Source organism: Pseudomonas sp. S2_B07, assembly GCF_054668435.1.
On record NZ_CP162769.1, the window covers coordinates 5,389,817 to 5,402,506 of the forward strand.

Here is a 12,690-nt window from a genome sequence, read left to right on the forward strand (position 1 = left end):
ACAAGGCAGGAGGTTTCATGACGTTGAATGCGCTGACCCAGCACCGGGCGCGGCTTGGCGAAGGCCCGTTCTGGGATGCCCCGACACAGGCGCTGTACTGGGTCGACATCGCCGGCAAACAAGCCCTCCGGTTAATCGGCGCCAACGTCCAGATTTGGCAAATGCCGGAACACATCTCCGCCTTCATTCCGTGTGAAAGCGGCGATGCGCTGGTCGCGTTGAGCAGCGGCGTCTATCGTCTGGACCTCGACTCCCCGGGCCTTGAACCACGACTGACCTTGCTCTGCATGGCCGACCCGCAACCCGGCAACCGCCCCAACGAGGCCCGTTGCGATGCGCAGGGGCGGCTCTGGCTCGGCACCATGCAGAACAACATCGGCGAAAACGGCGAAGACTTGCCGGTCACCCGTCGCTCCGGTGGCCTGTTCCGTATCGACCGCGATGCCCGGGTTACGCCGTTGCTTCGCGGACTGGGAATTCCCAACACGCTGCTGTGGAGCGAAGACGCCACCACTCTGTTTTTCGCTGACAGCCTCGACGCCACGCTGTACCGCTACTTCATCCACGCCGACGGCAATCTGGACACCGCTTATGTCTGGTTCGGTCCCGACAAGCGTGGGGTCCCCGACGGCTCGGCCATGGATGCCGAAGGTTACATCTGGAACGCCCGCTGGGATGGCAGTTGCCTGATAAGACTGACCCCGGACGGACACGTCGATCGAATCATCGAACTGCCTGTCAGCCGTCCCACCAGTTGCGTATTCGGTGGCGAAGACCTGAAAACCCTGTACATCACCAGCGCGGCGAGCCCGCTCAACCATCCGCTGGACGGGGCGGTGTTGTCGCTTCGAGTAAATGTGGCCGGGAAACCTTGTACGCGCTTTGCTGGATAAATCCCAAAATATGGGATGTAAAATTATATATTGAGATTATTTGCCGGGCAGGTTTATAGTCGGCCATCAGTTACACGCACTCACACTTAAAAAAACAAAACAGGTGAAGTGATGCAGCGATTTTCCAGACAGTCTTTTGACCGGACATCGACAGATGCCCGGTTTTTGTCGTGCCCGCAAAAGGAGTCTTGATTCATGGCTGAACCTCTTTCCTTGCCAGCGGTGCCGGAGCCGCCCAAAGGCGAGCGCCTGAAGAACAAGGTGGTGTTGCTGACCGGCGCTGCCCAGGGCATCGGCGAGGCCATCGTCGCGACGTTCGCGGCCCAGCAGGCCAAGCTGATCATCAGCGATATCCAGGCTGAGAAAGTCGAGAAAGTCGCGGCGCATTGGCGTGAACAGGGTGCGGACGTGGTCGCGATCAAGGCTGACGTTTCGCACCAGCAAGACCTGCACGCCATGGCTAGGCTGGCGATTGATCTGCACGGCCGCATCGACGTCCTGGTCAACTGCGCCGGGGTCAATGTGTTCCGTGATCCGCTGGAAATGACCGAGGAAGATTGGCGTCGCTGCTTCGCCATCGACCTCGACGGCGCCTGGTATGGCTGCAAGGCTGTGCTGCCGCAAATGATCGAACAGGGCATCGGCAGCATCATCAACATTGCGTCGACCCATTCCAGCCACATCATTCCGGGCTGTTTCCCGTACCCGGTGGCCAAGCACGGTTTGCTCGGCCTGACCCGTGCACTGGGCATCGAATACGCGGCCAACGGCATTCGCGTCAACGCCATCGCGCCGGGCTACATCGAAACCCAATTGAACGTGGATTACTGGAACGGGTTTGCCGACCCGCATGCCGAGCGTCAACGCGCCCTGGACTTGCATCCGCCGCGTCGCATCGGTCAACCGATGGAAGTGGCCATGACCGCCGTGTTCCTGGCCAGCGATGAAGCGCCGTTCATCAATGCCTCGTGCATCACCATCGATGGTGGGCGCTCGGTGATGTATCACGACTGAATAGAACCGCTTTCAGGCGCGGAACTCCGTCTGAAAGCCAATCATCATACGATATGACTATTAGCTTCAAAGTGTTCACCGGCTTTCAAATAACGCTCAAAAAAAATAACAAGGAGTCAGCTTATGAATCGTCGTCGCGGGATCCGTTCCCTGTGCTGTGCCGCTCTGGCGGTCACCGCGGTTAGCCTGAGCAGTACGCTGCTGGCAGCCGAGGAAGTAAAGATTGGTTTTCTGGTCAAGCAAGCGGAGGAGCCTTGGTTCCAGACCGAGTGGGCCTTCGCTGAAAAGGCCGGTAAAGACAAAGGCTTCACCGTTATCAAGATCGCTGTGCCGGACGGCGAGAAAACCCTGTCTGCCATCGACAGTCTTGCGGCCAACGGCGCCAAGGGTTTTGTGATCTGCCCGCCGGACGTCGGCCTCGGCCCGGCCATCGTGGCCAAGGCCAAGGCCAATGGTTTGAAAGTGATGGCGGTCGATGACCGTTTTGTCGATGCCAGCGGCAAGTTCATGGAAGACGTGCCTTACCTCGGCATGGCCGCCTTTGAAGTCGGCCAGAAACAGGGCGCGGCGATGGCCACCGAAGCGAAGAAACGCGGTTGGGACTGGAAAGACACCTACGCGGTGATCAACACGTTCAACGAACTCGACACTGGCAAGAAGCGCACCGACGGTTCGGTCAAGGCGCTGGAAGACGCGGGCTTCCCGAAAGACCACATTCTCTTCACGGCGCAGAAAACCCTCGACGTCCCGGGCAGCATGGACGCCACCAACTCTGCATTGGTGAAACTGCCGAGTGGCGCGAAAAACCTGATCATCGGCGGCATGAACGACAACACGGTGCTGGGCGGCGTGCGCGCTACCGAAACCGCCGGTTTTGCAGCGGCCAACGTCATCGGCATCGGCATTAACGGTACGGATGCTATCGGCGAACTGAAAAAGCCCAATAGCGGCTTCTTTGGCTCGATGCTGCCAAGCCCGCACATCGAAGGCTACAACACCGCCAGCATGATGTTTGACTGGGTCACCACCGGCAAAGAACCACCGAAATTCACCGCCATGGACGACGTGACGCTGATCACGCGCGAGAACTTCAAGCAGGAACTGGAAAAGATCGGCCTCTGGAACTGAGGCGCGGTTGATTTCAACGGCGGCCCTGGCGACGGGGCCGTCTGATCTGTGAAGAGGTGGTTTATGCACGCGCAAGTACAGACACATGAGCACAGCGTCGGCGGCAGCCTGCGCTTCAACGGGATCGGCAAGACCTTTCCCGGCGTGAAGGCGCTGGATGGCATCAGCTTCGTCGCGCACCCGGGGCAGGTTCACGCCTTGATGGGCGAGAACGGTGCCGGCAAATCGACCCTGCTGAAAATCCTCGGTGGCGCCTACACGCCGAGCAGCGGCGACCTGCAGATCGGCGAACAGACGATGGCGTTCAAATCCACCGCCGACAGCATCGCCAGCCGCGTCGCGGTGATCCATCAGGAATTGCACCTGGTGCCGGAAATGACCGTGGCGGAGAACCTGTTCCTCGGGCACCTGCCGGCCAGTTTCGGCCTGATCAATCGTGGCGCCTTGCGCCAACAGGCGTTGGCTTGCCTCAAAGGCCTGGCCGATGAAATCGACCCGCAAGAAAAAGTCGGGCGCTTGTCCCTCGGGCAGCGGCAACTGGTGGAAATCGCCAAGGCGTTGTCCCGTGGCGCGCATGTGATTGCGTTCGACGAACCGACCAGCAGCCTGTCGGCACGCGAGATCGACCGCTTGATGGCGATCATCGGACGCCTGCGCGACGAAGGCAAAGTGGTGCTCTACGTCTCCCATCGCATGGAAGAAGTGTTCCGCATCTGCAACGCGGTGACGGTGTTCAAGGACGGCCGCTACGTGCGCACCTTCGAGGACATGAGCGAACTGACCCACGACCAACTAGTGACGTGCATGGTCGGTCGCGACATTCAGGACATCTACGATTACCGCGCTCGGCAACGTGGCGCGGTGGCGCTGAAGGTCGATGGCCTGCTCGGCCCCGGCTTGCGCGAGCCGGTGAGTTTCGAGGCACACAAAGGCGAGATTCTCGGGTTGTTCGGGCTGGTCGGTGCCGGGCGCACCGAGCTGTTCCGCCTGCTCAGCGGGCTGGAACGCAATACGGCCGGACGCCTGGAACTGCGCGGCCATGAACTGAAACTGCGCTCACCTCGCGATGCGATTGCGGCCGGGATTCTGCTGTGCCCCGAGGACCGCAAGAAGGAGGGCATCATCCCGCTCGCCAGTGTCGCCGAGAACATCAACATCAGTGCTCGCGGCGCGCATTCCACCTTTGGCTGCCTGTTGCGTGGCCTGTGGGAAAAGGGCAATGCCGACAAACATATCAAGGCGCTGAAGGTGAAGACGCCCAGCGCTGAACAGAAAATCATGTACCTGTCCGGCGGCAATCAGCAGAAGGCCATTCTCGGTCGCTGGCTGTCGATGCCGATGAAAGTCCTGTTGCTCGACGAACCGACACGCGGCATCGACATCGGCGCCAAGGCGGAGATCTACCAGATCATCCATAACCTCGCCGAAAGCGGCATCGCGGTGATCGTGGTGTCCAGCGACCTGATGGAAGTGATGGGTATTTCCGACCGCATTCTGGTGCTCTGCGAAGGCGCGATGCGCGGCGAGTTGTCTCGCGCCGAGGCCAATGAATCCAACCTGCTGCAACTGGCTTTGCCACGCCAACGCGCTGACGGCGTGGCGAACTGAGAGGTGACTATGATGACAACCCAAAACAACGCGCTGCCTACCGAGCGCAAACCCTTGGACCTGCGACGCTTTCTCGATGACTGGGTGATGCTGCTGGCAGCCGTCGGGATCTTCGTGCTCTGCACGTTACTGATCGACAACTTCCTCTCGCCACTGAACATGCGCGGCCTGGGCCTGGCGATTTCCACCACCGGCATCGCCGCGTGCACCATGTTGTATTGCCTGGCATCCGGGCATTTTGACTTGTCCGTGGGCTCGGTGATTGCCTGTGCCGGTGTGGTTGCGGCGGTGGTCATGCGCGACACCGACAGCGTCTTTCTTGGGGTGACGGCAGCACTGTTCATGGGCCTGATTGTCGGGCTGATCAACGGGATCGTGATTGCCAAGCTGCGGGTCAACGCGTTGATCACCACGCTGGCGACCATGCAGATTGTTCGCGGTCTGGCTTACATCTTTGCCAACGGCAAAGCGGTCGGCGTCTCGCAAGAACAGTTCTTCGTCTTCGGCAATGGCCAGTTGTTTGGCGTGCCGGTGCCGATCCTGATCACCATCGTCTGCTTCCTGTTTTTCGGCTGGCTGCTGAACTACACCACCTACGGGCGCAACACCATGGCCATCGGCGGCAACCAGGAAGCGGCGTTGCTGGCCGGGGTCAACGTTGACCGGACCAAGATCCTCATCTTCGCCGTGCATGGCGTGATTGGCGCGTTGGCCGGGGTGATCCTGGCGTCGCGCATGACCTCCGGGCAGCCGATGATTGGCCAGGGTTTTGAGCTGACGGTGATCTCGGCTTGCGTGCTGGGCGGGGTGTCGTTGAGCGGCGGGATCGGCATGATCCGGCATGTAATTGCCGGGGTGTTGATTCTGGCGATTATTGAAAATGCGATGAACCTGAAGAACATCGATACGTTTTACCAGTATGTGATTCGTGGTTCGATCCTGTTGTTGGCGGTCGTCATCGACCGACTCAAACAACGCTGAGACTCGTGCTGTCTTAGCTGACGCCATCGCGGGCAAGCCGCGCTCCCACAGGTCATGTGTCGTGCACGGATTATGCGACTGACACATAACCGGTGAGAGCGTGGCTTGCCCGCGATGGCGGTGTATCTGAATCACCCCTCTATCGCGTACAACCGCGTCCTCCCGTCACTTTCCTGAAATATCCCTTGCCCGCACGGACCCGTTTCGGCTATTTCTTTGTACATGATTAGACAGGTACGATTTGACAAGAAACAACGGGTGGTCGACGAACTCATCCGGCGCATTGAAAGCGGCCTCATGGAGGACGGCTTTCTGCTGCCGGGCGAGCATCAGTTGGCTCAAGAATTCAAAGTCAGCCGAGGGACGCTGCGTGAAGCACTCGCCGAGTTGAAACGGCGCAACTACATTGCGACGCAAAGTGGTGTCGGTTCCATCGTCACCTTCGACGGTGTGGTGCTCGATCAGCGCAGCGGCTGGGCCCAGGCGCTGGCCGACAGCGGAGCGTTGATCAATACCGAAGTGCTGCGCCTGGAAGCGGTGACGCGTCCGGACCTGTTGCCGCGTTTCGGCACCGACCAATTCATCACCCTCGACCGGCGCCGCCGCTCCAACAACGGCACGCTGGTCTCCCTCGAACGCTCATTGATGCCCGCGACCGGTGGCCTGGAAAGCCTGCCGCGCGTTGGTCTGATCGACAATTCACTGACCATCACCCTGGCCGCCTACGGCTACATCGGCGAACGCGGCGATCAATGGATCGGCGCCGAACCCCTGAATGCCGAAGACGCCGAATTGCTGGGGCGTCCGGTGGGCACCGTATTCCTCAAGGCGCTGCGGACCACCTACGACCGGCAAAACCGCTTCATGGAGCAAGTCGAAAGTCTGCTCGATCCCGTACATTTTCGCCTGCACCTGCAATTTGGAACCCCGAAATGACTGCGCTCAATCGTGCCCTGGGCGCGTTCTACGGACTGGCCCTGGGCGATGCGCTGGGCATGCCGACCCAGTCCCTGAGCCGCGCCGAGATCAAGGCGCGCTTCGGCGAAATCACCGATCTGGAGGACGCCGGCCCCGATCAACCGATCGCCGCCAACATGCCCAAGGGCTCGATCACCGACGACACCGAACAGGCGATTCTGGTCGGTCAGTTGCTGATTGAGGGTGAGGGACGGATCGAGCCGGCGGTGCTCGCGCAGCGGCTGATCGAATGGGAAGCCGAGATGCAGGCCAAGGGCTCGCAGGACTTGCTCGGGCCTTCGACCAAGCGGGCGATCGAGATGATCCTCGCCGGTCAGTCGCCGGAAGAAGCGGGGCGTTACGGCACCACCAATGGCGCAGCGATGCGCATCACGCCGGTCGGCATTGCGGCGGATGTCGCCGACCCGGAGCGTTTCATCAAAGCGGTGGTGCAGGCGTGTCAGGTCACCCACAACACCACGCTGGGCATCTCCAGCGCGGCGGCGGTGGCGGCGGTGATTTCTGCCGGGATCAATGGCATGGATTTGGGCGAAGCGCTGAACCTCGGTCAGCAGATCGCGCAGCAAGCTGAAGGTCGTGGTCACTGGGTGGCGGGCGGACGGATTGCCTCGCGCATCAGTTGGGCACGCAGCATTAGTGTCGACAGCGACAAGGCGCTGCTGGCGGACGTGATGTACGACGTGATTGGCACCTCGGTGGCCTCGCAGGAATCGGTGGTGGTCTCGTTTGCCCTGGCGCAGCAAGTGGCCATTGGCGAGATGAGTGCCTTTGAAGCGGTGTGCATGGCTGCGGGACTGGGCGGTGACACCGATACCATGGCGGCGATTCTCGGCGCGATGCTGGGGGCTTGCCTGGGCCTTGAGAGTTGGCCGGTGGCGATGATCGACAAGGTCAAAGCGGTTAATGGCCTTGAATTGGAACCGTTGGTGCAAGGGCTTTTGGCTTTGCGTTGACCGGGCTGACGCCATCGCGGGCAAGCCCGCTCCGACAGGTAAAGTGCAAACCTTGAGGTACACACTGTCCCTGTGGGAGCGGGCTTGCCCGCGATAGGCGCGCCCCTTGTTTGAATTTTTCACCGCAATGGATCGCACTGACTTGGCCAGGACAGCCGGGCTGTAGTTGTCGTCTTCCGTCATTGCCCATAATCACAACAAGGCAACAGGAGTATTTTCATGAGTTCATCAACCGCCGGGCAAAGTGCCGGGCAACTGGAAACGCGCGGCATCGAACCGGTGCCGGAAGCGGAGTGCAACGGGCATCCGCTGCAACTGTTCTGGGTCTGGTTCGCCGCCAACATTTCCATCCTCGGCCTGCCGTTGGGCGCCACGCTGGTGGCGTTTCGTGGCCTGGCGATCTGGCAGGCAATCATCGTTGCGATCCTCGGCGCTGCCGGTTCGTTCGCGGTGGTCGGGATTATCTCCATCGCCGGTCGGCGTGGCCGCGCACCGAGCCTGACCCTGTCGCGAGCCATCTTCGGCGTACGGGGCAATATCGGCCCGACCCTGGTTTCGCTGATGTCGCGCCTGGGCTGGGAAACCGTCAACACCACCACTGCCGCGTTCGTGTTGCTGTCGCTGTGCTCGATCCTGTTCGGATCGCCCGTAGAAGCCAAAAGCGCGCCGGTTCTGACGTTGCTGTTTATCGCGATTTTCGTGTTGCTGACGTTGTCGGTGTCCGGCCTCGGTCACGCCACGCTGCTGGTGATTCAGAAGTGGGCGACCTACGTGTTCGGCGCGCTGAACATTGTGGTCGGCGGTTTCCTCTGCGCCACCATCGACTGGAGCGCCGTGTTCAACGCCACACCTGCACCGTTGAGCGCCATGATCATCGGCGTCGGCACGATGGCCGCCGGCACCGGGATCGGTTGGGCCAACGCCGGTGCCGACATGTCGCGCTACCAGCATCGCAGTGTCAAAGCGGTGCGCCTGGTGGCGTCGGCAGCGTTCGGTGCGGGGATTCCACTGGTGTTGCTGATCACTCTTGGCGGTCTGTTGTCGGTGGGTAACAATGACCTGGCTTCCGCCACTGACCCGATCATCGCGATCCGCGACATGCTGCCGACCTGGATGGCCGTGCCGTACCTGATCACCGCGTTCGGCGGCCTGTTGCTGTCGAATAACCTGTCGGTGTATTCGGCTGGCCTGACCACGTTGACCCTCGGTTTGAAGGTCAAGCGTGTGTACGCGGTGGTAGTGGATATCGTCGCGATCTTCGCCGGTTCGATCTACTTCATGCTGATCGCCGACAGCTTCTACGGTCCGTTCATCACCTTCATTTCCTTGCTGGCAGTGCCGATCACCGCGTGGGTCGGGATCTTCGTCGTCGACCTGATTCACCGTCATTACTACAGCCCCAAAGACCTGCTGGACGTCAGCCCGAGCAGCGCTTACTGGTACAGCGGTGGTATCGAATGGCGCGCCTTCGGTGCATGGGCCGTGGCGATCGTGTTGGGCTTCAGCTTTACCACCATCGGCACCACCGAACAGACGGTGTGGTTCCGTGGTTTCCTGTCCGACTCGTGGCTGGGCCATAACGGCCTGGGCTGGATCGTCACGTTCCTGGTGGCCGGCGGGATTTATTTTGTACTCGGTGGCGCCAAGGATCGCCGCGCCGCCATGACTGAGAATGCTCATGCCTAATTTGCTGCACACCGGCCAGGTCATCATCGACCTGGTCATGGCCGTGGATAAATTGCCTCAAACCGGCGGCGACGTGCTGGCGAAGTCCGCCAGTTTCGAAGCCGGCGGCGGCTTCAATGTGATGGCTGCGGCCCAGCGTAATGGCTTGCCCGTGGTCTACCTCGGGCGCCATGGCACCGGGCGTTTCGGCGATCTGGCGCGTGAGGCGATGCAGGCGGAAGGCATTCGGATCGGCATCGCCCAACCCGCAGACCGGGACACGGGTTTGTGCGTGGCGGTGACGGATGCCTCGGCCGAACGCAGTTTCATTTCCTACATCGGCGCCGAAGGCGAACTGACCGCCGAGGACCTGGCCAGCGTGCCGGCCGAGGCGGGCGACTATGTCTACGTCAGTGGCTACAGCCTGCTGCAAGTAGGCAAGGCGAAGGCGCTGGTGGATTGGGTGCTGGATTTGCCGAGAGGCATCAACGTGGTGTTCGATCCGGGGCCGTTGGTGGATTCACCGGATGAGCCGTTGATGAAAGCCTTGCTGGCGCGCATCGATATCTGGACCAGCAACAGCGTTGAGGTGCTGCGATTTACCGGTGCATCGGATATTGCCCAGGCGTTGGATCTTTTGGGCGATCACCTGCCCGCCGAGGTGTTGATGGTGGTGCGCGATGGGCCGCAAGGGTGTTGGATCAGCCAGCGTGGCGAGCGTCAGCATGTGCCGGGTTTCAGGGTGACGGCGGTGGACAGCAACGGGGCGGGCGATGCGCATGCCGGAGTGTTTGTGGCCGGGTTGGCGCATGGATTGTCGGCGATTGAGGCGGCGCGCCGGGCGAATGCCGCGGCGGCGTTGGCGGTCACTCGGTGGGGGCCGGCGACTTCGCCGGGGAGTGCTGAGGTGGATGCTTTAATCAATCCGTAAGATTGATGGCGTTGAACGATAGCCTTCGCGAGCAGGCTCGCTCCTACCGTTGATCTGCGTCGTGCACTGATCCTATGTGGGAGCGAGCCTGCTCGCGAAGGGGCCAGTCAATTCACCGCAGATTCTGAATTTACCCAGCCTTGCGCAACGCCTCAATCAACGCCTGCTTGCGCATCCCGGACCGCCCGGGAATCTGCTTCGCTCGAGCCTCTTTCATCAGGCTATCAACCGTCTGCGTATCCCGCGAAGCCTTGCTGTTACGCGAATGGCCTTCACGGGTCGCCACCGCCCGCCGCGATGATTCCTTGCGATCCTCGGACTTGGCACTGGCCGGTTTCTTGCGCCCGGAACCCCCGGCGCGTTCACCGCCACCCGACTGCTTGTTCACCGTGGCCCAGGCGCGGGCCTCGGCTTCATCCTTGGACACACCTTTGTGTTCATAGCTTTCTTCGATGTGCTCGGCCTTGCGCTTTTGCTCGGCGGTGTATTTGTCTTTGCTTCCACGAGGCATGGGATCTCTCCTGGCTTCAGAGTGTTCAGATTTCCAGTTTGCGTGCCGCTTCAACCCCGGCGCAACTGAGCTTGATCGGCAGGTTCAGCGAGTGCTCACCCGCTTCGTTGCACGTCACGTGGCCGTGTTGAATCAGCCCTCGGTCCTGCAGGGCGGCGAGGGTGCTGGCCACGACTTTCTCCCCGCGATAATTGTCCAGGACCTCCTTGCCCAAGCCACTTGGGTGGGCGTGCAGCAGGCGGATCAGGACTTCTTTTTCCAGGTTGTTATCGTCGTTCATGCTTACCTCTGGATGGTGGTGGAGAGGTTGCTCGCGGCGGCGAGCTATTGATTGGCGGCCCCTTCGGAACCCGAGCCGCCGGTGGTGGTTTTCGAGCCGATGCCACTGCCGGCGTTATCGGGTGTGCGCGTGTCGGGCAAATTCAGCCCGCCTTGACGGCCGGCGTCGTTGCCCTGAGTCCGTGGGTCAGTGCCCGTGGAGGGCGGCAGGCTGTTGTCGATGCCGGAGCCGTTGGTGTTCATACCGGGTGCGCTTTGGATGGCGGGCGCTTTCGGGCCCTCGACCGGGTTGGTCGGGCCGGTTCCTTCAGCGAGTGTCGCGGCGAATGCGGCAGAGGACAGCAGCGTGGTGAGGGCGAGGGCGGTCAACCTGGACATGAACATGGCATCGTCTCCGTTTAATAGAGTCCTTACCTGATGTTGGTCCGCCCGGGATTTGCATTGGTGCCTGAGGAACGACGAACGGTCTAGGCTGGCTGCACGGCTTTAGCCGGCGCAAACCGACGCCAGATCAACCGGCCCACGGTGATCAGCCAGTTCAGGACAGCCACGGCCAACACGGTCAGCAGCAGCGTCGGCATCCCGTGTTCAACGATGATTGTCCCCGCCAGCAAAGGAAATCCAAACACACCGATGAAGTAGGCGAGGCTGAACAACAGCAAGGCTTGTGAGGTCGTGCCGTGCGGCGCTTCGTTGGCCGCCAGGCCATTGATCACCGAATAGGTCAGCCCGTATCCGACACCGAGCATCACCGCCGCCAGTACATAGCTGAACCCGCTGTCGACCACGAAACCAAACACCACAATCGAGCCCATCATCAGGCCCGACAACAGGCAGGAGGCGCGGAACGGGTCACGCTTGACCACGATGCCTGCGATCAACATGCGGCTGCTGATCGCCGCGCCCATGAAGCCGAAAAAGAACAGTGAGTAGTCCAGCGAACGGGATGCGGCGTAACTGGTCTGGAAGCTCGACAGACCGCCGAACACGCAACCGCCGAGACCGACCATGATGATCGGGAACACAGCTTTGGACGACAGCACTTGAGCCGTTGCGCGCCAGGAAATCCGTGCGACCGAAGTGGCAGGCGCGGGCGCTTTCTTGAGCTGTGCATCCAGTCGCCAGAACAGTAAAACGCCGATCAGGCTGGCCAGTGCGGCGAGGTAAAACGCGGCGGTCACCGGATAACCGAGGGCGCTGGCGGCACGGCCCAGCAACGGGCCGCTGCCAATCCCGGTCATCATGCTGCCCGACAGCAACGCAAAGTATTTGGCGCGTTGGGCCGACGTCACCAGGCTGGCCACGATGATCGGCCCGAGGGTGTAGAACACGCCCCAACCCAGCCCCAGCAACAGTCCGAAAAACAGCAGCAGGTTGCCGAAGCCCGGGGTCAAGGCGAAGCCGAGACTGGCCGCCACCAGCAACACGCCAAACACGGCAATCGACCGCGCAGCACCGAGCCAGTCAGACAAATGCCCGGAGACGATCACCGCCGCAAAGGTGCTGAGCATGGCCGCCGAAATCACGCTGCCGGCATCGTGTTCATTGCCGCCGCGTGAGCCGATCAGCAACGACAGTAAAAACGTTGCGCCATAGGACAGCGACAGCAAATAGCTGGCGAGGCAAAACAGACCGAACAACCGGCTGGAGACTGGGGGTGTTGCGCTGGACATGACGCGGTTCCTTGACCCGATAGACGTGAGCGTTATCTATCTATCACGGAGGGCACCGATGTTAGGTCTGTGGTTA

At 61.1% G+C, this 12,690-nt stretch carries 13 protein-coding genes; 9 read left to right on the forward strand and 4 right to left on the reverse strand.

Translation table 11 applies throughout. The features are described 5' to 3' along the window. Positions 1-17 precede the first annotated feature (17 nt). The 9 genes from AB4N43_RS24885 to AB4N43_RS24925 all read left to right on the forward strand — a co-directional run bounded on the left by AB4N43_RS24885 (position 18) and on the right by AB4N43_RS24925 (position 10,151). Complete coding sequence (locus tag AB4N43_RS24885) at positions 18-893, forward strand: SMP-30/gluconolactonase/LRE family protein (RefSeq protein ID WP_027924053.1); 876 nt, start codon at positions 18-20, stop codon at positions 891-893. 195 nt (positions 894-1,088) lie between these two features. Then, positions 1,089-1,907 (forward strand): SDR family oxidoreductase, encoded by an 819-nt coding sequence (locus AB4N43_RS24890; protein WP_027924054.1) that lies wholly within the window; start codon positions 1,089-1,091, stop codon positions 1,905-1,907. 123 nt (positions 1,908-2,030) lie between these two features. Then, the gene (locus AB4N43_RS24895; protein ID WP_027924055.1) at positions 2,031-3,035 is read left to right on the forward strand and encodes a substrate-binding domain-containing protein; all 1,005 of its coding nucleotides are present in this window, start codon (positions 2,031-2,033) and stop codon (positions 3,033-3,035) included. Between the two features lie 63 nt (positions 3,036-3,098). Further along, a complete protein-coding gene (gene araG / locus AB4N43_RS24900) occupies positions 3,099-4,643 on the forward strand; it encodes an L-arabinose ABC transporter ATP-binding protein AraG (protein ID WP_059182345.1) in 1,545 nt (514 codons plus the stop codon). A gap of 12 nt (positions 4,644-4,655) precedes the next feature. Beyond that, positions 4,656-5,624, forward strand: coding sequence for an L-arabinose ABC transporter permease AraH (araH, locus tag AB4N43_RS24905; RefSeq protein ID WP_027924057.1), 969 nt, complete (start codon positions 4,656-4,658; stop codon positions 5,622-5,624). Between the two features lie 222 nt (positions 5,625-5,846). Continuing rightward, positions 5,847-6,560 carry a GntR family transcriptional regulator gene (locus AB4N43_RS24910; protein ID WP_027924058.1) on the forward strand — a complete coding sequence of 238 codons (714 nt, stop codon included), beginning with the start codon at positions 5,847-5,849 and terminating at the stop codon, positions 6,558-6,560. Continuing rightward, entirely contained in the window at positions 6,557-7,555 is a 999-nt protein-coding gene (locus tag AB4N43_RS24915) for an ADP-ribosylglycohydrolase family protein (protein ID WP_460152095.1), read from the forward strand. The genes AB4N43_RS24910 and AB4N43_RS24915 overlap by 4 nt, the downstream gene beginning before the upstream one ends. Positions 7,556-7,774: 219 nt before the next feature. After that, positions 7,775-9,241, forward strand: coding sequence for a purine-cytosine permease family protein (locus tag AB4N43_RS24920; protein WP_194940684.1), 1,467 nt, complete (start codon positions 7,775-7,777; stop codon positions 9,239-9,241). Beyond that, a complete protein-coding gene (locus tag AB4N43_RS24925) occupies positions 9,234-10,151 on the forward strand; it encodes a PfkB family carbohydrate kinase (RefSeq protein ID WP_059182347.1) in 918 nt (305 codons plus the stop codon). The genes AB4N43_RS24920 and AB4N43_RS24925 overlap by 8 nt, the downstream gene beginning before the upstream one ends. Before the next feature lie 130 nt (positions 10,152-10,281). Here AB4N43_RS24925 and AB4N43_RS24930 read toward each other — a convergent pair whose 3' ends face one another. From AB4N43_RS24930 to AB4N43_RS24945, 4 genes are all read right to left on the reverse strand, one after another. Further along, entirely contained in the window at positions 10,282-10,662 is a 381-nt protein-coding gene (locus AB4N43_RS24930) for a termination factor Rho (RefSeq protein WP_059182348.1), read from the reverse strand. A 25-nt stretch (positions 10,663-10,687) separates the two neighbouring features. Continuing rightward, positions 10,688-10,942: a hypothetical protein gene (locus AB4N43_RS24935; RefSeq protein ID WP_027924063.1), complete on the reverse strand. Its 255-nt coding sequence runs from the start codon at positions 10,940-10,942 to the stop codon at positions 10,688-10,690. Positions 10,943-10,986: 44 nt separating this feature from the next. After that, entirely contained in the window at positions 10,987-11,325 is a 339-nt protein-coding gene (locus AB4N43_RS24940) for a hypothetical protein (protein ID WP_027924064.1), read from the reverse strand. Between the two features lie 83 nt (positions 11,326-11,408). Beyond that, positions 11,409-12,614 carry an MFS transporter gene (locus tag AB4N43_RS24945; protein ID WP_460152097.1) on the reverse strand — a complete coding sequence of 402 codons (1,206 nt, stop codon included), beginning with the start codon at positions 12,612-12,614 and terminating at the stop codon, positions 11,409-11,411. Positions 12,615-12,690: the final 76 nt, after the last annotated feature.

Coding starts and splice junctions, on each gene's coding strand:
- AB4N43_RS24885 (WP_027924053.1), top strand. CDS start 18: ATGACGTTGAATGCGCTGACCCAGCACCGGGCGCGGCTTGGCGAAGGC.
- AB4N43_RS24890 (WP_027924054.1), top strand. CDS start 1,089: ATGGCTGAACCTCTTTCCTTGCCAGCGGTGCCGGAGCCGCCCAAAGGC.
- AB4N43_RS24895 (WP_027924055.1), top strand. CDS start 2,031: ATGAATCGTCGTCGCGGGATCCGTTCCCTGTGCTGTGCCGCTCTGGCG.
- araG (WP_059182345.1), top strand. CDS start 3,099: ATGCACGCGCAAGTACAGACACATGAGCACAGCGTCGGCGGCAGCCTG.
- araH (WP_027924057.1), top strand. CDS start 4,656: ATGACAACCCAAAACAACGCGCTGCCTACCGAGCGCAAACCCTTGGAC.
- AB4N43_RS24910 (WP_027924058.1), top strand. CDS start 5,847: ATGATTAGACAGGTACGATTTGACAAGAAACAACGGGTGGTCGACGAA.
- AB4N43_RS24915 (WP_460152095.1), top strand. CDS start 6,557: ATGACTGCGCTCAATCGTGCCCTGGGCGCGTTCTACGGACTGGCCCTG.
- AB4N43_RS24920 (WP_194940684.1), top strand. CDS start 7,775: ATGAGTTCATCAACCGCCGGGCAAAGTGCCGGGCAACTGGAAACGCGC.
- AB4N43_RS24925 (WP_059182347.1), top strand. CDS start 9,234: ATGCCTAATTTGCTGCACACCGGCCAGGTCATCATCGACCTGGTCATG.
- AB4N43_RS24930 (WP_059182348.1), bottom strand. CDS start 10,662: ATGCCTCGTGGAAGCAAAGACAAATACACCGCCGAGCAAAAGCGCAAG.
- AB4N43_RS24935 (WP_027924063.1), bottom strand. CDS start 10,942: ATGAACGACGATAACAACCTGGAAAAAGAAGTCCTGATCCGCCTGCTG.
- AB4N43_RS24940 (WP_027924064.1), bottom strand. CDS start 11,325: ATGTTCATGTCCAGGTTGACCGCCCTCGCCCTCACCACGCTGCTGTCC.
- AB4N43_RS24945 (WP_460152097.1), bottom strand. CDS start 12,614: ATGTCCAGCGCAACACCCCCAGTCTCCAGCCGGTTGTTCGGTCTGTTT.